This is a genomic window from Pseudomonas sp. BSw22131, from assembly GCF_026810445.1.
GTDB classification, from domain to species: domain Bacteria; phylum Pseudomonadota; class Gammaproteobacteria; order Pseudomonadales; family Pseudomonadaceae; genus Aquipseudomonas; species Aquipseudomonas huanghezhanensis.
In genome coordinates this window covers 1928043-1946134 of sequence record NZ_CP113949.1, presented here as the reverse complement: position 1 = coordinate 1946134, position 18092 = coordinate 1928043, and the positions used below count along the sequence as shown (strand labels likewise).

11 protein-coding genes are annotated in these 18092 nt (G+C 60.9%); 1 reads left to right on the top strand and 10 read right to left on the bottom strand.

Going from position 1 to position 18092, the window contains the following annotated elements; all coding sequences use genetic code 11:
* Window positions 1-17 precede the first annotated feature (17 nt).
* From OYW20_RS08665 to OYW20_RS08625, 9 genes are all read right to left on the bottom strand, one after another.
* Entirely contained in the window at window positions 18-2945 is a 2928-nt protein-coding gene (locus OYW20_RS08665; protein ID WP_268800278.1) for a TIGR00180 family glycosyltransferase, read from the bottom strand.
* Between the two features lie 601 nt (window positions 2946-3546).
* Window positions 3547-7146 carry a glycosyltransferase gene (locus OYW20_RS08660; RefSeq protein WP_268800277.1) on the bottom strand — a complete coding sequence of 1200 codons (3600 nt, stop codon included), beginning with the start codon at window positions 7144-7146 and terminating at the stop codon, window positions 3547-3549.
* Window positions 7147-7269: 123 nt separating this feature from the next.
* Window positions 7270-8850 (bottom strand): flagellar hook-associated protein 3, encoded by a 1581-nt coding sequence (locus OYW20_RS08655; protein WP_268800276.1) that lies wholly within the window; start codon window positions 8848-8850, stop codon window positions 7270-7272.
* 13 nt (window positions 8851-8863) lie between these two features.
* Complete coding sequence (gene flgK / locus OYW20_RS08650) at window positions 8864-10909, bottom strand: flagellar hook-associated protein FlgK (RefSeq protein ID WP_268800275.1); 2046 nt, start codon at window positions 10907-10909, stop codon at window positions 8864-8866.
* A gap of 10 nt (window positions 10910-10919) precedes the next feature.
* Window positions 10920-12197 carry a flagellar assembly peptidoglycan hydrolase FlgJ gene (gene flgJ / locus OYW20_RS08645; protein WP_268800274.1) on the bottom strand — a complete coding sequence of 426 codons (1278 nt, stop codon included), beginning with the start codon at window positions 12195-12197 and terminating at the stop codon, window positions 10920-10922.
* Window positions 12198-12209: 12 nt separating this feature from the next.
* Window positions 12210-13319 carry a flagellar basal body P-ring protein FlgI gene (locus OYW20_RS08640; protein ID WP_268800273.1) on the bottom strand — a complete coding sequence of 370 codons (1110 nt, stop codon included), beginning with the start codon at window positions 13317-13319 and terminating at the stop codon, window positions 12210-12212.
* Between the two features lie 13 nt (window positions 13320-13332).
* Window positions 13333-14046 (bottom strand): flagellar basal body L-ring protein FlgH, encoded by a 714-nt coding sequence (flgH, locus tag OYW20_RS08635; protein ID WP_268800272.1) that lies wholly within the window; start codon window positions 14044-14046, stop codon window positions 13333-13335.
* 81 nt (window positions 14047-14127) lie between these two features.
* A complete protein-coding gene (flgG, locus tag OYW20_RS08630; protein ID WP_268800271.1) occupies window positions 14128-14916 on the bottom strand; it encodes a flagellar basal-body rod protein FlgG in 789 nt (262 codons plus the stop codon).
* Window positions 14917-14963: 47 nt separating this feature from the next.
* Window positions 14964-15704, bottom strand: coding sequence for a flagellar basal body rod protein FlgF (locus tag OYW20_RS08625; RefSeq protein WP_268800270.1), 741 nt, complete (start codon window positions 15702-15704; stop codon window positions 14964-14966).
* A 272-nt stretch (window positions 15705-15976) separates the two neighbouring features.
* Between OYW20_RS08625 and OYW20_RS08620 the strand changes: the two genes are divergently transcribed.
* Window positions 15977-16156, top strand: coding sequence for a hypothetical protein (locus tag OYW20_RS08620; protein WP_268801255.1), 180 nt, complete (start codon window positions 15977-15979; stop codon window positions 16154-16156).
* A 125-nt stretch (window positions 16157-16281) separates the two neighbouring features.
* On the opposite strand, the gene OYW20_RS08615 is transcribed toward OYW20_RS08620, so the two are convergent.
* On the bottom strand, window positions 16282-18087 hold the full coding sequence (locus tag OYW20_RS08615; protein ID WP_268800269.1) for a flagellar hook protein FlgE: 1806 nt from the start codon (window positions 18085-18087) through the stop codon (window positions 16282-16284).
* Window positions 18088-18092 lie beyond the last annotated feature (5 nt).

The following is an 18092-nucleotide window of genomic DNA, read 5'->3' as shown; positions in this document are numbered from 1 at the left end:
CCTTCTCTGTGGCGGGCTTAAGCGAGCAACTGCGCCCAGTTGACACTGGCGTCATTGCTGAGGGTGAAGCCCTGTCCGCTCAGCGCCAGGTTCTTGTTGTACGCCAGGTCATGTTCGAACACGCTCGCCCACTTGTGCTTGAGTGCAGCCAACGCTGCTGGTGCGTCGGGCAACGTCCCCGGATGAACGACATGTACCAACGGCGTCCAGACGGTCAGATAACCTGCCTGACCCAGCTTCAGGCACAGGTCTATGTCGCTGAACGCCTCGCCGAACTGCTCGGTGTCCAGACCGCCCGCATCTTCGAACAGCGCTTTGCGGACCATCATGCAGACGTCCGAAACCGCTGAGTAATTCTGTTCCACGACCAACCGCTGCAAGTAGCCCGGCGCATCCTTGGCCTGGCCGACGAACGCCGAACCCACACCGCCGTTCATGCCAAGAATCAGACCGGCCTGAGTGACCTTGCCCGCACGGTCGATCAGCTTGGCGCCCACCACACCGACTTCCGGGCGCAGCGCATGGTTGAGCAGCGAGCCCAGCCAGTTGGGGTTGATCACTTCGCCGTTGGCGGCGAACAGCACGAGGTATTCCCCCTTGGCCTGCTGCGCCACCTGGTTGATCAGTGCCGCGTCCTGCTGTTGGGCATCGCGGATCACTCGCACACGGCTGCCGGGTTTTTCCTGGGTCGCCAGCCAGTCGAGGGTGGCGGACGGCCAACCCGGGGCGGCGGCGACAAGAATGTCGTACGCGGTGTATCGGGTCCGCTGGGTAATGCTGGTCAGACAACGCTGCAACAGGCTCAGATCGCCAGCGCCATGCACGATGATCGAGACCTGCGGACGATGGCTGTGACGGTAATCGACCTGCCACGTACCCGGTTGCGCCGAGGTGACCAACGCCTTGTATCCGCGTGTGCCGAGGTGGCGGATCAGGGTCAGTCGTTCGTGGCTGTTTTCTTCAACAGCCGGGGCATCACACACCAGCAGCGGTTCGTCCAGGTGCGCAAGCCAGGCCAGACCGCCCGTCTCGATGATGCGCAGCACCAGGTCATATTCCAGGGCGTCGATGAAGTCAGCCGAATAACCGCCTGCCTCCAGAAAAACATCGCGCCGAATCAGCCAGTGGCGCGCCATCTGGGCAGGCAGGCTTTGCAGCAGATCAAGGTTGAAACCGGGGCGGAAAACGTCAACCAGCGCGCCGTTGCTCTGGCGCTGAATTTCATCGGCCGACACCGCGCGCACCTGATCGGCACCCATCAATTCCAGACTGGCACGGGTCAGCCCGGCCGGCGTGAACGTATCGCCGACCTGGGCCAGCATCAGCCAGTCGCAGGCCAGTTGACGCGCGATCTGGTTGAGCTTGTCGACGTAATTGCTGCGTGTGACTTTCACGAAATGCAGCGTATTGCTGAGCGTGGTGGCCGCAGGCGGCATGCCAGTGGTGAAGACCACGATCCTGAACGACCTGCAAACGCCTTCGACCAGGCTGTCGAGGGTCGCTTGCAGTTTGTTCATGTCGTCCTCCAGATCGAGCAACAGCAGCCCGAACTGAGGACCGCCCTGCTCCGCCGCCACACGCGCGGTGATCTCAGCTACCCGGTCCGCAGTAGGACGCCGCCCGTCCAGCCAGTTCAGCAGACGTCCTGAGGGCATGCCGCTGAGCACCTCAAGGCTGTCGTAGGCCGGCATGGCGCCAAGGCGATCCTGCCACAGGACCATCTCGTCGGCGTCGTCTTCCTGACCCTGGGCAATCAGCACCTGCGTCAGATTGTTGACAACCTGGCGATTGAACGGATTGAGCGCCATGGCTTCCCACAGACGGGTTGAAACGGTATCTGGCACATCGTTTTCATGCCCGACCAGCAGCGCTTCTTGCTTGACCCAAACACCCTCCAGTTGCTGCAGCTGCAGACGACCTGCCGGCAGCGCGTGAATGAGAAATTCGTAGTCGGTGAGCGTGTCGAAAAACGCTTGGTTGTAGAACGGCATTTCGACGTATTGGCGCGGTTCGAACACGCGCTGTGGCCCCAGGAACGGTTCGTTCCAGGTGGATTCGATAATCTTTTCAAGGCCCAGCGAAGCGCCGGTACGCAGGCCGTCAGCCATGGCCGCGAACGCTTCGATCATGACGTGCCTGGCGCGGACCGGATCGCTGCCGTCGATGTCCGCGAGCACCTGCGCCATAAACGCTGCGAACGCTTCGCGCTCTGCCAGTGATCCCGCATCCAGGCGGCTCAGCGCCTGATAGAGATCAAGGTTATCGGTGGCGCCCTGAGGCTCAAGTTCACGCACTGCGTAGGGAATTGGCAGGATGCGCGCCTTGGCTCGCAGCAACAGATAGGCTGCGTGGGCAATTTCATGCCAATGGCCCTTCATTTGCTCGGGCAACACGGCGTATGCGTCTTGCAGCAACGCGGTGCGGGTCACTGCGTTGAACGCCGGAATGTACTGTTGGAAATACGCCAGCAAGCGGTCTTGGGGCGCCTCTGCGGCGTAGTCTTCGCAGACCTTTTTGTCGCGGCGCAGGAAGTTCACCGAACTGGCCAGCGGCTCGAACATCAGGCTGTAGCCGTGGCAGAGGCCGTACTGCGGTTGATCCTGCAAAAACTGGACGGCGTCAGCCAGCGCTGCGTGCACGATGAAGTCGCTGTCGGCGGCGATCACGGTGTAAGGCGTGGTGACGTGAGCCAGCCCGTGGGCAAGGCCGCGGGTCATCTTGGTGGCAGCGTGTTGAGCAAGGTGCAGGTAATCGAAGGTATCGCCGAATTCGCCCTGAAAAGCGTAAGCCTCGGCGGAGAAGTCCAGCACCACCGTGCGGCAGGGCAAGCTGGCGTAGTGTTGCAAAACCCTGCGCAGGTAGGCTGGCCGGTCTTGGGTGACGACGACGACAGTCAACAAATCGTGCAGCGCTGACGGGTGCTCAATGGGCAAAGCGTTGTTCATATCCGATTCCTTAAACCCGTTCGACCAGGCCACTGATACAGGGAAGCCAATTGCGCGCGCCGCTCTCTTCCGCCAACCGCCGAGGCGACTTCGAAACGTGAGCGCAACGCCCGGAAACCGGCACAGACGCGGGTCAAACAGCGGACAGCGCGCGGCGTGCCAGAGAATTGGCTAGCGATGCGGAGGGTTTGCAGGAAACGAGCCAGATCAGCTCCTTGCGTGGCTACGGCAGATTCGTCATTACGCCCATCGCAGCCTCGTGTTGATCGAGGGCACCTACAGAGATTTGCGGCGTACCTGGGGGTTTGACTCTGACCGAAGGCCGTAGGAGCGTGGCTTGTCTCTGGGCCGCAATCGGACGATCTGGCGCGAAGCGGCAGTAAATGCTGCATGCGCGGTGGTTCAGATATGACCGCGGCGTCTGGTTTCAGGGCCGCTGCGCGCCCCATCGCGGCCTCGCACGGCTCGTGCGCTCCTACATTGATTTGTGGCGTACCTGAGTACTTTGATTCTGGCCAAAGACCGATTGATGTGCGGCGTTCCTGGGATTTTGATTCTGGCCCAAAGCCAATTGGTTTGGGGCCTGATGTTGTGCCTCTAGTCAGTCGGCCAGCCAGCCATTCACCCAATGCTGGAGGTTGTCGCCGCGCAGCATGAAGTCGCGCAACACGGCTTCGCGCAGGGCGTCGCCCTGGCGGTAGCTGGCATCGGGGTCAGCGAGGTGGCTGCGAATCGCGTCGCGCCATTCTTCTGTGGTGTTGGTGTAGACGCGGGTGCATGGCAAGTAGCCGCGATAGGCTAGGGTGTCGGTGCAAATCACCGGATAACCGCAGGCGCCGTACTCAAGAAGCCGCAGGTTGCTTTTGCAGTCGTTGAAGATATGACGCTCCAGCGGCGCCAGTGCGAGGTCCAGGTTCAGGCTCGCCAGCTTGGCCGGGTACAGCGCCAGGTCCACCACGGGATGGAACTCGCGCACGTAAGGCCGCAAAGCCTCCGGGCACATGCCAAAGAACACCCAGTCCACTTCGTCCGCCAGTTCACGCACCACCTCCTGAATGATCTCCAGATCACCCGTATGGCTGGTGCCGCCGCCCCAACCGACACGCGGCCGGGTAGACGTGCGCCGCTGGCTGGTCATGCCGCTCCACCAGTGTGGCGAAAGCATGTTGGGCACCACGCGGATGTCGTCGTGCATGTGCGATAACGCGTCCGCCAGCGGCTGGGTCGACACCACGACCCGGTCGCACAAGCTGATACCGCGGCGCACCAGACGCTCCATTTCCAGGCGATCGGGCATGTTACGGATATGCGCATTTTTGGTCGGGACGTGAATCACGTAGTCATCGAGCTCAAAAATGCGCCGCGCATTGGAATAGGTTTTCAGGCCGACGATCTCGTCGATCGGCGCCTCGCTGTAGCGTCCTTGCAGCACGATGATGTCCGGCGACTGACGCTCGATATCGATGATCGTCGGCAAGTTGTAATTGATTACCCCCACTGCCCTGCCTGCCGACTCCAGTTCGATCAACGGCTGGGTGACGCGGTAGTGACCGATGGCCGAGGCGTTGATCGGCAAAGCCAGCACCTTGGGCAAATGAGCGCGAGAAAACGGGCTCCAGCCGCTTTTCAAACCGGGCTCCAGACTGAAACTGGCACCGCCCAGACTATTAAGCGCCATGTTCGGGTTGTACGCCGGATCACGTGCGACCACCGGCAGCCAGCGCAGGTAAAACTGCTCGTCTTCCTTTGCGCGCAGTGCTTGCCAGGCCGCGTCGCGGACCACAGGTGGCTGCGAACCTAGCGCCAGCAACGCGTGAGGCGTCCACACCACCAGATAACCGCTTTCACGCACCCGCAAACACAGGTCAACCGCACTCAGGTGATGGCCGTAGCGGGTGGCTTCCAGACCGCCCACGCTTTCGAATACCGCCTTGCGCACCATCAGGCAATCACCGCCGACAGCGCTCAGGTCATGAACCGTCTGCAGGCGCTGCATGTAGCCGCTGGCGTTGAGCGATTCGCCAAAAAACGGCACACCCGCCGGGCCGTGCAAGCCCAGAATCATGCCCGCATGCACGACATGGCCCTCAGGGCCGAACAGCTTGGCGCCCACTATGCCCACTTCCGGACGCTGAGCCTGACTCACCATCTCAGTGAGCCACTGCGCATGGGTGATCACCGCATACGCATTGAGCAACACCAGGTAATCGCCACGGGCATCCTGTGCAGCAGCGTTGAACAGTGCCGGATGGCTAGCCTCTTCAGGCATGCGCAGTACCCGCAACCGAGTGCTGTCGAGCTGCCCCATGGCCGCCAGCCAGGCGCAGGTTTCCGGATGCTCGCTGCCGTTATCGACAATCAGCAACTCGTAATGCTGGTACGCGGTCTTGCCCAGCAAGCTTTCAACGCAACGTTGCAGGGCGGGTAACTGATCTTTGACGATCACCACAATCGAGACCAGCGGCTGCGCGTCATGCAGGAAGTCAATCCGGTTGACCAACGACACATGCTCGCCCTGACGAATCCGGTGCGCGATGCCGCAGCGCTGCAAATGCGCCTCGACCACCTTGATGTTCTGCTCGAGCACCTCAGGCAGCGCCAGCCACTGCGAGAGCGCGAATTGCGACTCGACCATCAGCTCGCTGATGTGCTCGACCACACCGTCGCCTTCGGCTTCGATCAGTCGCCACAGCACATCGTGCGCCGCGAGTACGCCAAAGCCTGAATCGAATCCGCCCACGCCCAGCATGCCTTCGCGGCTGAACGCCAATGCGCGGCCCACATACGGGTAGGCTCGCAGCAGGTCGAGGTTAAAGTCCGGCTTGAACACCGGCTCCGCCGACTCGCCTTCGCGCAGCGCGCCCTCATCGCCGTACACACAGCGCAGGTGATCGTTCATCGCCACCCGCTCGGCCAGCATCAGCAGCGCCGGTTTGACCAGCCGATCTCCAGCACTCAGCAGATAAAACCACTGCGCGCCGTCCAGTTGCGGCAACAACGCGTTGAGCTGGGCATGGACATCGTCTTCAAGGGGCAGGCTGAACACACGCCCGTCCAGACGCGACTCAGTGCAAGTGGACGACAGCACCAGCGTCAGTTCCGGCTGATACAGCTGCTCTTCGATACTGTCCAGCGTCACCGCGAGGCTGGCACGACTGCGAGTCTGATCGATGATGACCGGCACGATTCTGGGCCGTGATGGCCAGTGCGCCAGGGTGTTCGGCAATTGTTCTTGCTGCAGGTCGGTCAGGGCGCGACACCCCAGCCACTGCGCGTACAGCTCGCCAAAACTTTCGCTGGTTACGCCCACCCGCCACTGTTGTGTGGTCTGTTTGGTGCCCAGCGCGCGGCTTAATGGCAGCTCTTCCCAGACGCGGTCAACAGTGTCCTGGCCGGTCATCGGTTGGTAACGCACCCAGCCTTTGGCGGGGGCCGATTCACCGCTGCGCGCCTGAAGCATCTGCACCAGCCAGTCGCGCTCGGTGTCGGCAGCGACCTTCATCGCCTGCTGAAGGCTGAGCCGATCCGGGTGCAGGCGTTCCACGCTCAGCACGTTGTTGAGCACGATCACATTGCCGCGCCGCATCAGGCACACGTACAGCGCCAGATCCAGCATTGCCGCAAAACAATGGCCGGCCTGTGTCAGCGCGGGGAGATACGTTTGCAGGTCTTCACGTCGAAACAGCGCACTGCTCAGCCCGCCGATGAAATTCATCGGAAACGCTTCGAAGATCGCCAACAAGTCATCGCCCTTGAACACCGCGCTGGTCGGCGCCAACGCGCTGTTTTCCAGGCGTGCCGGCAACTGAACATCATCGGCATCCCACAACAGCCGCTGGCCCAACACCAGATGCACGTCGGCATGACGGCTCAATTGCTCGGCCTGGGCCGACACCGCTTGCGGGAACAACTGATCGTCGTCACACAGAAACTTGATGTATTCGCCCTGTGCCTGCGTCAGGCACTCACGCAGATTGCCAACGAAGCCAAGCCGCTGTGGATTGCGAAGATAACGAAGCGGCACCGGCGTAGACGCGGCAAACGTGCGGACGATTTTCTCGATCTCGTCACCGCGAGAGTCATCACAGACAACCACTTCGAGGTGGGCGTACTGCTGCGTCAGAGCACCTTCCAGCGCTCGCTGGAAAAAACGCGGATTGAAGGCGGGGATGACAATGCTGACGAGGGGAGCTGAATTCACAGGGATAACTCACAAGCGGCGGACTGACCCAGGCGATGCAGGGCCCGGTTACCGCTGACAATAACGGTTGGCGCGCTGCGATGGCAGTGCTGGCGATGCCGACACTGCCATCCGGTCAGGCGATTACAGCTTGCTGAACAGGTTCAGCGCAGACAATTGGGTAAACACCAGCTGCGAGGCCTGCAACATGGTTTTCTGCAGGGTCAGGCGAGCAACCGAATCGACCGGGTCCGCGGCGGTGATCTTGCTCGACTCGTTGGAGGCGTTGTCGATCATCGACTGGTTGGTGACGTTCTGGTCGTCGGAGGTGGCCTGGCGGGTACCGCCTTCGGCAATCGCTGAACCCACCTTGAGGCTGGCGCTTTTCAGGTTGCCGATTGCGGAGGTGATGGTCGCTTGTAGCGACTGCATGACTTGCGGCTTGCCATCCGCCGGCGTGGTGAGCGCCTTGATCGCCGTGGTCAGGGTATTGAGCACGTTTTGCGTCTGCTGGGTGGAGCCTTGCACGGTGAACTGATCGTTGGCATTCGGCGCGCCGCTGACGGTAAAGCTGATGCCGGCAGCGGTAGCCACGTTGCCGGCCATGGTTCCGGAAGAGATTGACTTGTCGCCTGCGGTATACGGCGAGGCGTACATGGAGAAGTCGGTGGCGCTGGTGAACTTGAGGATCGCCCCGCCCGACGGGAAGCTGTTGTTGTAGGTCGCCGTGTCACTTACGGTAGAACCGGTGATGACCGCCGCCGAAGTGTTGCCCGGCAAGCGCGAAGTGGCCACGCTGCTTGGGGATACGCCGAGGGTGAAGGTGTGGCCTGCAACGGCAGCGTCGGCCGCAGCCGAGTTCGAATACTGGGCGGTGGTCAGGTTGATGTTCAGGTTCAGCTCAAGGCCGCGAAAGGCGATGGTCTGGTTGGACGCGTTGTTGGAGGTAAACGCGCCGGCCTGAGACGAATCGGCCGTCACGTCGTTGCCATTCTTGTCGGTGATCTTGAACTGCGTGCTGCTCTGGAAGCTGACGCTGTACGGCTCGCCCTCGCCAAACTTGGCGTCGTAGGCGACCGAAGAAGTCACCGAGCCCCCCGACAGCGCAACCACGCCATCGTTGGTGGCGGGCGCCGTCAGCGTGGTGGACGTGCGTGTGGTGTTGATCGCCTGCTCGAACGCATCCCAGCCGGTAGTGTTGGTCGCCATCGAGATCCCGGTGCCGATGTCGACATTCATCTTGGTCTGGTCGCCCTGATAGCTGTAGCTGCCATCGGGGTTGACCGCGTACGGCGGGGTCGTGCTCTTGGAGCCGGAAAACAGGTAGGCGCCGCTGGCGTCCTTGCTGTTCATCAAGCCGAGAATCTGCTGCTGGAGCTGCTTGAGTTCGTCTGCGGTGGCCTGGCGGTCCTTGTCGGTGTAGGTCGCGTTGGCGGTCTTGAGGACCAGCTCCTGCGCGCTCTGAATGGCCGACTGAATGCCGGTCATCGCCGACTCGGACTGCGTGACGTTGGTGCTCACAGTGCTGATGTTGGATTTGTACTGCGTCAGCAACGCGTTCTGTTGTTGCAGTTGCAGAACGCGCGCGGCGCCAAGGGGGTCATCGCCAGCCGTGTTCAGGCGTACTTCACTGGACACCTCATCACTGGTCTTGAGGACGTTGGAGTAGTTGCGCTGGTAGTTGGCGGCGCTGGTTTCGTAAAACTGAGCAGTTGAAATACGCATGGATTACGACCCCTTAAAGACTGTTGATCAGCGTGCTGAAAATGGCTTGGGCGGCTTTGATGATTTGCGAAGACGCCGTGTAGTACTGCTGATATTTGATCAGGTTGGCGGCCTCTTCATCCAGCGACACCCCCGACACCGCATCGCGCGCGCTGGTGGCCTGATCGACCACTGCCGTGGTAGCGGCGCTGTCTGCCTTGGCCTGCGCCGCTTGCGCACCGACGGTCGAGATCAGGCTGGTGTTGGCGCCCGAAATACTCATCCCGGTGCCATTGCCGTTGACGGTGTCGACGGTCTGCTTTGTTTGCAGGGCCAGCGTCGCGTTGGCGTTACGGTTGTCCGAGGATCCGGCGCCGGTGATGTCCACGGCAACGGTGTCGCCCGAGGTCATGCTGCCGGAAATGGTCATGCCGAACGTGTACGACTGCGTTGCCCCCGCAGAGTCTGTGTAACCCACATCGAAGCTGATGTCGTTGGCCTGGTTTTGCACCACGGAACCCGTGATCGGGTTCCCGGATTTGTCTTTGACCGCATTGTTGGAGGCGTCGACCAGCTTGTAGCTCTGAGCTCCACCGACCACATCGCCGAACACCACGCGCACCGGCATCGAACTGCTGATGGCGTTGCGCATGTCTGCGGTGGCTGCGCTGTCGTAGATATTCGACTGAGTGGACAGCGCCGGCTGCGTGAACTGACCGCTGCCCTTGTTGCTGGCGCCAGCAGTAGCAGTCAACGGCGCTGCCATGGCCAGAGTCTTGGTGTCGTTCATCACCGTTTTGATGCTTTCGGCACCGCTGCGGGTTGGCGTCACTTTGAACGAATCACCGGCCACCACAGCGCCACCGCTGAGCTTGAGCGAGAAGCCTTCAATCACTGGCGGCGGCGTGGTACCGGTGTCGTAGGCGCCCATGGCTTTGCCATCGGGCAGGCGTTTGATGCTGTAGGCAGTGCCGCTGGTGAACGTCACCTGATAGTCATTGGACGTCAGCGACCCGGTGTTGGCGATGGTCACGTCAAGGTTGCCCGAGCCTGCGCTGTTGCCCTTGGCGCCGATGCTGCGCTGGCTGGTCAGGCTCGGGTCGTTGATGCTGTTGAACAGGTTCGCGCCGAAATCGCCGTTGCTGTCGACACCCTGATTCAACTGGCTGTTGACCTGATCGGAAGTCACCAGGGCCAGACGGCCCAACTGGTTGATCGCCGGTTGCAGCACTTCACTGCGATAGCGCAACAGACCGCCGATGGTGCCACCGGTCACGACCGAAGTGACGTCCATGCTGCCCTGCTGGGTCTGCAGTTTGAGCGAATACTGACTGGGGTCGGCGTCACTCGGGCTGGCCGACACTGTGTTCGACGTATTGCCGATCACCAGTGGCTGACCGGAGCCGATAGAGACCTCGTAGCTGCCGTTGTTTTCAACGACTTTGGCGCCCACCAGATCATTGAGCTGACGCACCGCTTCGTTGCGCGCATCGAGCAGCGAGTTGGGCTCGGTGCCTGTGCCGCGTGCGGTGGTGATCTGGCCATTGAGGCTGGCGATGGTCGAACCCAACGAGTTGACTTGCCCGGCTACTGCACCCAGTTGCGTGTTGATCGAAGCGTTCTGGTCTTTCAACTGCGCGGACGTGGAATTGAAGCGAGCGGACAAGGCCTGAGCGCTTTTCAGAAACGTATCGCGTGAGGCCGAGTCACCCGCTTTGGTCGAGACGGTTTGCAGCTTGGTGAAAAAGTCTGCCAGCACACCGCCCAGCCCGGTAGCACTGTCGGAGAGCATCGAGTCGATCTTGCTGGCCTGACCGAGGTAGGCCGTGGCGTCGGAATTGAGCGAGGTACTGGTCTGCAATTGGCTGTCGAGGTAGCTGTTGTAGATCCGGCGCACGTCGGACAGCGTCGTACCGGTGCCGATAAAGCCGACCCCGATGTTCTGCTGCGCGGATGCGGCGGTCATCACCTGCTGGCGCGAATATCCCTTGGTATCAACGTTTGCCGTGTTGTTACCAATGGTGGTCATTGATGCGCTGGAGGCGTACAGCCCTGAAAGGCCAATTGAAATCAGTGACATGGTTCAAGCCTTATAAAGTCGTGGAAGAGCCCGATGCGGCTGCGTAGGTCTGGTTACTCTTCATCTGTTTCGCTATCTGTGAAATCTTGCTCGCGTACTCAGGGTCGGTCGCGTAACCGGCCTTCTGCAGCTCTTTCACAAACTGTTCAGGGTTATCGGCAGATTTCAGCGTTTCTTGATAGCGATTGTTGTTCTGCAGGAAGCTCACGAGGTCATGGAAGCTGCTGGCGTAAGAGTCATAGGAGCGGAAGTCCGCCGTTTCCTTGACCATTTGCCCGTCACGAAACTCGCTGGTGATCGCGCGTGCCTCGGGCCCTTTCCAGCCGCCCTGGGCCTTGATGCCAAACAGGTTGTAGCTGCTGCTGCCGTCCTGCTGACGCATGATCGATTTGCCCCAGCCGGTTTCCAGTGCCGCCTGAGCCACCAGCACACCTGGGTCGACGCCGATACGCGCGGCGGCTTCCTTGGCCAGCGGCAACATGGTCGCGACAAACTGGTCGTGGCTGGTAAAGGCACTCTTGCCCGGCGCCAGTGGCGGTTGAGCCATGGTGCGCATGTAGGGGTGCGCCGGAGCTGAATACGCAGGGCCCAGCGTCCAGTCGCCGTTACCCTGGTTGGTGCCACTTTTTGCGGCCGCGACAGCCTGAGCGATGTCGATGCGGTTTTTAAGCGTGGTGGCGGCAGCCGGTGTGTCAGCTGCCGCTGCGCTGCCTGGCACGATGCCGGCCATGATCCGGTCGGCCAGCTTGCTTGGCAGCGCCAGACGCCGCGAGTTGAGCGCGGCAACGTCGTTGTGCGCAGCGCCGCCGGCAGCGTTCAGCGAAGTATTCTGATCCGCCGCCACGGAGCGTGTCGCCCACAAAGGACGCTGGGCAATGCGTGTTGCCAGCCCGGTTTGCGCCACGCCGGTATCGGTCTTGGCCGCGCCGGTATCAGCGGTCGCGGCAGGCACCACACCGGCCTTGGTCTTGGACAGCTGACGCATCAGCACGTCCTGCAGACCAATACCGCCGCCTTCGCGGGACATGCTCACCGACAATTGCTGGTCATACATGTCCTGATACTGCCGCGTCGCCGCAGTGTTCATCGGGTTGTCCTTGGCCAGCACTTCGTTGGCCGAGCGCATGGCCTTGAGCATCTGGCTGACGAACAGCGACTCGAATTCCTGCGCGACTTTCTTGAGGTTGCCCTCGCTGTCGCGATCACCGGTTTTCATGGCCGTCAGACGATTGAGGTCGGTGTACGCACCTGAATCACCGGAAGAGACGCCGCCGCTTGGAATGCTCATTCAGTTTGCCTCTTAAATCACGATCAGGTCGGCTTGCAACGCGCCGGCCTGTTTCAAGGCTTCGAGAATGGCCATCAGGTCGCCCGGTGCTGCGCCGACCTGGTTAACCGCACGAACGATTTCGTCCAGCGTGGTGCCCGGGCCGAATTTGAACATCGGGTGCAGCTCTTGCTGAGCATTGATCTTGGAGCGCGGCACAACCGCAGTCTGACCACCTGACAAGGCGCCTGGCTGGCTGACGATCGGGTCTTCGGTAATGGTCACGGTCAGGCTGCCGTGGGTAACGGCCGCTGGCGACACTTTGACGTTCTGGCCGATGACAATGGTGCCGGTACGCGAGTTGATGATGACTTTCGCCGAGGTCTGGCCCGGATCGATTTCAAGGTTTTCCAGCACCGACAGATAATCGACGCGCTGATTGGGGTCGAGCGGCGCGGTTACCCGCACGGAACCGCCGTCCAGTGCCTGGGCAACGCCAGGGCCGAGCATGTCGTTGATCTTGTCGACTACGCGCTTGGCGGTGGTGAAGTCGGAGCGATTGAGGTTCAGCGTCAGCGAGTTGCCCTGGTTGAAGCCGCTCGGCACGGTACGTTCTACCGAAGCGCCGCCCGGGATACGACCAGACGATGGCACGTTGACCGTGATCTTCGAACCGTCGCGGCCTTCAGCGTCGAAACCGCCGACCACCAGGTTGCCCTGTGCCACTGCGTAGACGTTGCCGTCGATACCCTTCATCGGGGTCATCAGCAGCGCGCCGCCGCGCAGGCTTTTCGAGTTACCGATGGACGAAACCGTGATGTCGATCTGTTGACCGGGCTTGGAGAACGCCGGCAAATCGGCATACACCGCGACCGCCGCCACGTTTTTCAGCTGCACGGTGCCCGAGCCTGCCGGCACCTTGATGCCGAACTGCGACAGCATGTTGTTGAAGGTCTGCAGCGTGAACGGGGTCTGTGTGGTCTGGTCGCCCGTGCCGTTGAGGCCGACCACCAGGCCGTAACCGATCAATTGGTTGGTCCGTACGCCGGAGATGCTGGCGATGTCTTTCAGGCGTTCGGCGTGAACACCGAAGGCTGAGGTCATCAGCAAGGCTGCCGCTATCAGTTGCTTGAAATTAGTCATGGCCATCCCGCGATCAGAAAGGGAACAACGGGCTGAGGAAGAATCGGTCGAACCACCCTGGCTGGCTGGAATCGGCAAACGCGCCTGTACCGGAATAAGTAATCCGCGCATCGGCCACGCGAGTGGACGAAACGGTGTTGTCAGTGGCGATGTCGTCCGCCCGGACCAAGCCTGCGATGCGCACCAGTTCGTCACCGGTGTTGAGCGTCATCCACTTCTCGCCACGTACCGACAGAATGCCGTTGGGCAACACGTCGGCCACGGTCACCGTCACCGAACCTGTGAGGGTGTTGCTCTGCGCTGCGGTGCCGGAGCCCTTGGTCGCGCGGTCGCCGCTGTAGCCAGCGTCCAGGCTCAGGTTACCGCCGCCCACCGGGTTGTTGGTGCTGACCCCGGCGCCGAACAGCGAGGTCAGGCCGACGCTGGTTTTGCTGGTCTTGCTGATCCCGGAACTGGCGGCTTTGCTGGCGGCCATTCTTTCCGAGAGTGTGATGGTGATGATGTCGCCCACACGGTAAGCCTTGCGGTCGCCGTACAGGTTCTGCTCGAAACCGGCCTGATAGATGGAGCCATTATTGGCCGCCGAAGGCAGCGGCGTGCGCGGTAACACCGGCGCGTAATAAGGGTCGTTGGGCTTGGCTGCAGGCGCAACGCAGCCCGCCAATACCGACAGTCCGCAGACCGACGCTACCAACACACAAAGCCGCACAACAGGAAGCCGTTTCATGACACTTAAAACCTCGCGGTGTAGCAGGCACGTATCAGGTGCCCCATCCAATTGATCAGTCGAATCCGTTTGCATCGGGTATTACAGGTTCTGCGTGACGTACTGCAGCATGGAGTCAGCGGTCGAGATCACTTTGGAGTTCATCTCGTAGGCGCGCTGCGTGGTGATCATGTTCACCAGCTCTTCAACGGTGCTGACGTTGGAGTTTTCCAGAGTGTTCTGCTTGACCACGCCCAAACCGTTCAGGCCCGGAGTACCCACTTGCGGGGCGCCGCTTGACGCGGTTTCCAGGTACAGGTTGCCACCTTGGGATTGCAGGCCGGCCGGGTTGATGAAGTCGGCGGTTTGCAGGTTACCGATCACTTGCGGCGTGGCGGTGTTGGTCGAGGTGGTGATCGACACGGTGCCGTCTTCGCCGACAGTAAAGGTCTGGGAATCCTGCGGAACCACAATGGCGGGTTCAACGGCGTAACCGTTGGAGGTCACGATCTGGCCGTTGCTGTCCAGGTGGAACGTACCGTCGCGGGTGTACGCCAGAGTGCCGTCAGGCTGACGGATCTGGAAGAAACCACGCCCATTGACCGCCATGTCCAGCGGCTGGTTGGTGGTTTGCAGGCTGCCCGCCGTGAAGTTTTTCTGCGTGCCGACGATGCGCACACCGGTACCCAGCTGCAGACCGGACGGCAGTTCGCTGTCCTGAGTCGACTGGGCGCCTGGCTGACGCTTGATCTGGTAAAGCAGGTCCTGAAACTCGGCGCGATCACTCTTGAAACCGGTGGTCGACACGTTGGCCAGGTTGTTGGAAATCGTCGTCAGGTTCGTGTCCTGAGCGGCGAGACCGGTTTTTGCGACATATAGTGCAGGAAGCATTTCTCAATCTCCTCGAGCGCCTGATTATCGGCGCAAGCTGTCAGTCATTAGCCCATTTGCAAGACGCGAGCCATCGACTCGTCATCCTGCTCAGCGGTCTTCATCATCTTGATGTGCAATTCGAATTGACGAGACAGCGCCAGCACCGAAGTCATTTCATTGACCGCGTTGACGTTACTCGACTGCAGGAAACCGGACTCGACCTGTACGGTGGCATCCATCTGAGCGGCTTTGCCGTCTTTGGTGTGCATCAGCCCGTCCGGGCCTTTTTCCATGTTTGCCATGTCCGGTCGGACCAGTTTGATGCGGTCGATTTGAGCCATGACCTGCGGGCTTTCACCCAGCGAGCGAACGCTGATCGTGCCGTCGGCGCCGATCTCGATCTGCTGCTGGGGCGGCACGGCAATCGGCCCGGCATTGCCCATGACCGGCAATCCGTTGCCATCGCGCAATACGCCCAGGGCGTCAATGTTCATGCTGGAGGTGCGGGTGTAAGCTTCGCCACCGTCGGCGGTCTGCACGGCCATCCAGCCATCACCTTTGACGGCGACGTCCAGATCACGGCCGGTGTCGACCATCGAACCGGGACTGAAGTCGGTGCCGGGACGCTCGCTCATGGCGTAGGCGCGCGAGGGCATCACTTCGCCGTAGACGGGCATTGAGCGAGCCTGTTCGAGGTCACGCTGAAATCCGTTGGTCGAGACGTTCGCCAGGTTGTTGGCGTGAGCCTTTTGCGCGATGGCGTTTTCGGATGCACCGCTCATGGCGACGTAAAGCAACTTGTCCACAGTCTTCCTCCTTCGACAGACGCTTGCCGCCTGTAGCTGTTCTAAGGAGGACAAAGCAATAATCGAACCAGTTTTTCCAGATTGATACAAAGCACTGATTTGCCAATGGTTACGGGCCTGCATGCCGCTGGCCCGAGCGTAAAAATAAACGGGGCGACGGCAGACCGCCGCTTTGAGCAAAAATCCCCTCCCTGGCCGCCAGAAAAACTGCACCTGCGGAGCGATCCTTGCAACAACCTCGGCACCCAGCCTTCAGTTAACGGAAAACCGACATGCCCTTGCGCATCTCCATCGCCCTCCTCTTCAGCGCCTGCACGGCTATGGCCTTGGCGGCGCCTGCGCATTACTGGATATGGCAAGGCAAGGACGCTACCTTTTGCGCCCAGACCAGCCCCGGCAAGGGCTGGACCCGAATCGCCGGCCCTTACGTGAAGTCCGATTGCTCGAACTGAAGCGGCTTAATGCAGGTTTGCTGATTCCGTCTCGCCAACAAGTTGGCTCCTACAGAAATCGATTACGACTCCGACTGGTGGCGTTGACTCTGTAGCCGCGAATTCATTCGCGAGGGGCCGGGTGATTACGTGGCGCGGATGAGGGTTTGCAGCAATTCGGCTTCGGTGGATAGGGTTTTCGAGTTGGCTTGATACGAGGTCTGTGCCTGGATCAGTTCCACCAGCTCATCGGTCAACTGGACGTTCGACCCTTCCAGCGAACCCGACACCACCGCTCCCAACGATCCGGTACCCGCGCCATCGTATTCGGCGACGCCGGAGTCGTGAGTCTCGCGCCAGCGCGTATCGCTGGTGGGCTGCAACCCTTGTTCATTGGCGAAGCTGGCGAGCATGACCTGACCAATCTGGCGGTGCAGCCCGTTGTCGAAACTGGCGCTCATGATGCCCCTGCCGTCAATCGTCAGACCGACGATATGCCCCGCTGCGTGTCCGTCGATCTGCGGCGACAGACGGGCCGTTTCGGCGTTGTGCTGAGTGAGCTTGTTGAGATCGATGGCAATACCGTCAACGTTGCCTGCCGCACCATTGGGCTTCCAGTGCCCACCGCTGTGGGCATCGCCTTGCCTGGCAGGCAGCCATCCGCCAAGCGTCAACTTTCCATTGTTGGCGCTCAATCCGGCGCCACCGGTCAACGACTGCACTGCGCCATTGGAATCGAACACCACACTTGCCGTTACTGGGGTCGTGCTGGTCGGGTCCGCAGGGTTACGCCCATTCACCAACACGTGCAGCGTCCAGCTGTTGCTTCCCTCTTTGACGAAGTACTGATCCAGGTCGTGCCGGTTGCCGAGGCTGTCGTAAATGGGGCTGGGAAAGCGCTTGGTGAAAGTGGTTGTATCGTTGGGATCGAACGGCGGCACCGGTCGCGTCATCAATGCATCGGCGTCATTGAGCAGCGGGGTCGCGCCGTCGATCAGCGCCAGTGGAACCGGGCCCGCATTAGCCGCGCCGCTGGCATTCCAGCTCCCATTGACCTGCTGCGCGGGAACCCAGTTACGCAGTGAAAGCTCGGTATCCGACACCTTGTCGACAGCAGCATTCGCAGCGCTCAGCACCAGGTGGCCGCCCGGGGATGTGGTCAGGCCCATTTGCAGCGGCGAGCGGCTTGACGGATCAAACGGATTAACGCCATCGATCAACACATAAGACGTCCATTGCGCGTCGTCGGCCTTCACAACGTAGTGCTTGAGCTCATGGTCCCGAGGTGGAATGGCGGCGCGGGCGTGCGTAATGATCACCTCGTTGCCGCTGGCGTCCTTACCCTTGACCTCTTTGACTGCCGGCATCCCGGCGTCCTGAATAGTCTGCACATGAACGCGGGTGTAGGTGCCGGGGTCGTCAGGGCTGAACACTGGCAGCGCGGCGAGTGACGCGGCCGAGGCGTCGAGATTGATGGTTTGCCCTATCTCGCTCGTGGCCTTGGGCGACAGGTTGGCGGACCCGATCATCAGGTCTGTGCGCATGCCGCTGACCACCTCACCCTTGGCGTTGACGCCGTAGCCCTGCAAGCGGCTGCCATGGCTATCGACGACAAAATCATTGGCATCCTTCTGGAAGGCACCTGCCCGGCTGTAGCTCAGCGAACCGCCATCGCTCATGACAAAAAAACCCTTGCCCTGAATGCGCATATCAAGCTGGCGCTCCGCACCGGTCAATATACTGCCGGCACTGAAGTTCTGCGAAACATTGGCCAGCCGCACACCACTGCCTGTCGCGGCGCCGCCGCCCAGATGGGTAGATGCATAGACCGCTGAAAACTCTGCTCGCGACGATTTGAAACCCGCCGTCCCCACGTTGGCGATATTGTTACCTGCCACTTCAAGCCGTTTATGAGAAGCCTTTAAACCGGCCACTGCAATATTGAAAGACATGAACA

Bases quoted from the DNA above. Each gene is read 5' to 3' on its own strand.
- flgH (WP_268800272.1), bottom strand. From the start codon at position 14,046: ATGAAACGGCTTCCTGTTGTGCGGCTTTGTGTGTTGGTAGCGTCGGTC.
- flgJ (WP_268800274.1), bottom strand. From the start codon at position 12,197: ATGAGCATTCCAAGCGGCGGCGTCTCTTCCGGTGATTCAGGTGCGTAC.
- OYW20_RS08665 (WP_268800278.1), bottom strand. From the start codon at position 2,945: ATGAACAACGCTTTGCCCATTGAGCACCCGTCAGCGCTGCACGATTTG.
- OYW20_RS08620 (WP_268801255.1), top strand. From the start codon at position 15,977: ATGCCCTTGCGCATCTCCATCGCCCTCCTCTTCAGCGCCTGCACGGCT.
- OYW20_RS08615 (WP_268800269.1), bottom strand. From the start codon at position 18,087: ATGTCTTTCAATATTGCAGTGGCCGGTTTAAAGGCTTCTCATAAACGG.
- flgK (WP_268800275.1), bottom strand. From the start codon at position 10,909: ATGTCACTGATTTCAATTGGCCTTTCAGGGCTGTACGCCTCCAGCGCA.
- OYW20_RS08640 (WP_268800273.1), bottom strand. From the start codon at position 13,319: ATGACTAATTTCAAGCAACTGATAGCGGCAGCCTTGCTGATGACCTCA.
- flgG (WP_268800271.1), bottom strand. From the start codon at position 14,916: ATGCTTCCTGCACTATATGTCGCAAAAACCGGTCTCGCCGCTCAGGAC.
- OYW20_RS08655 (WP_268800276.1), bottom strand. From the start codon at position 8,850: ATGCGTATTTCAACTGCTCAGTTTTACGAAACCAGCGCCGCCAACTAC.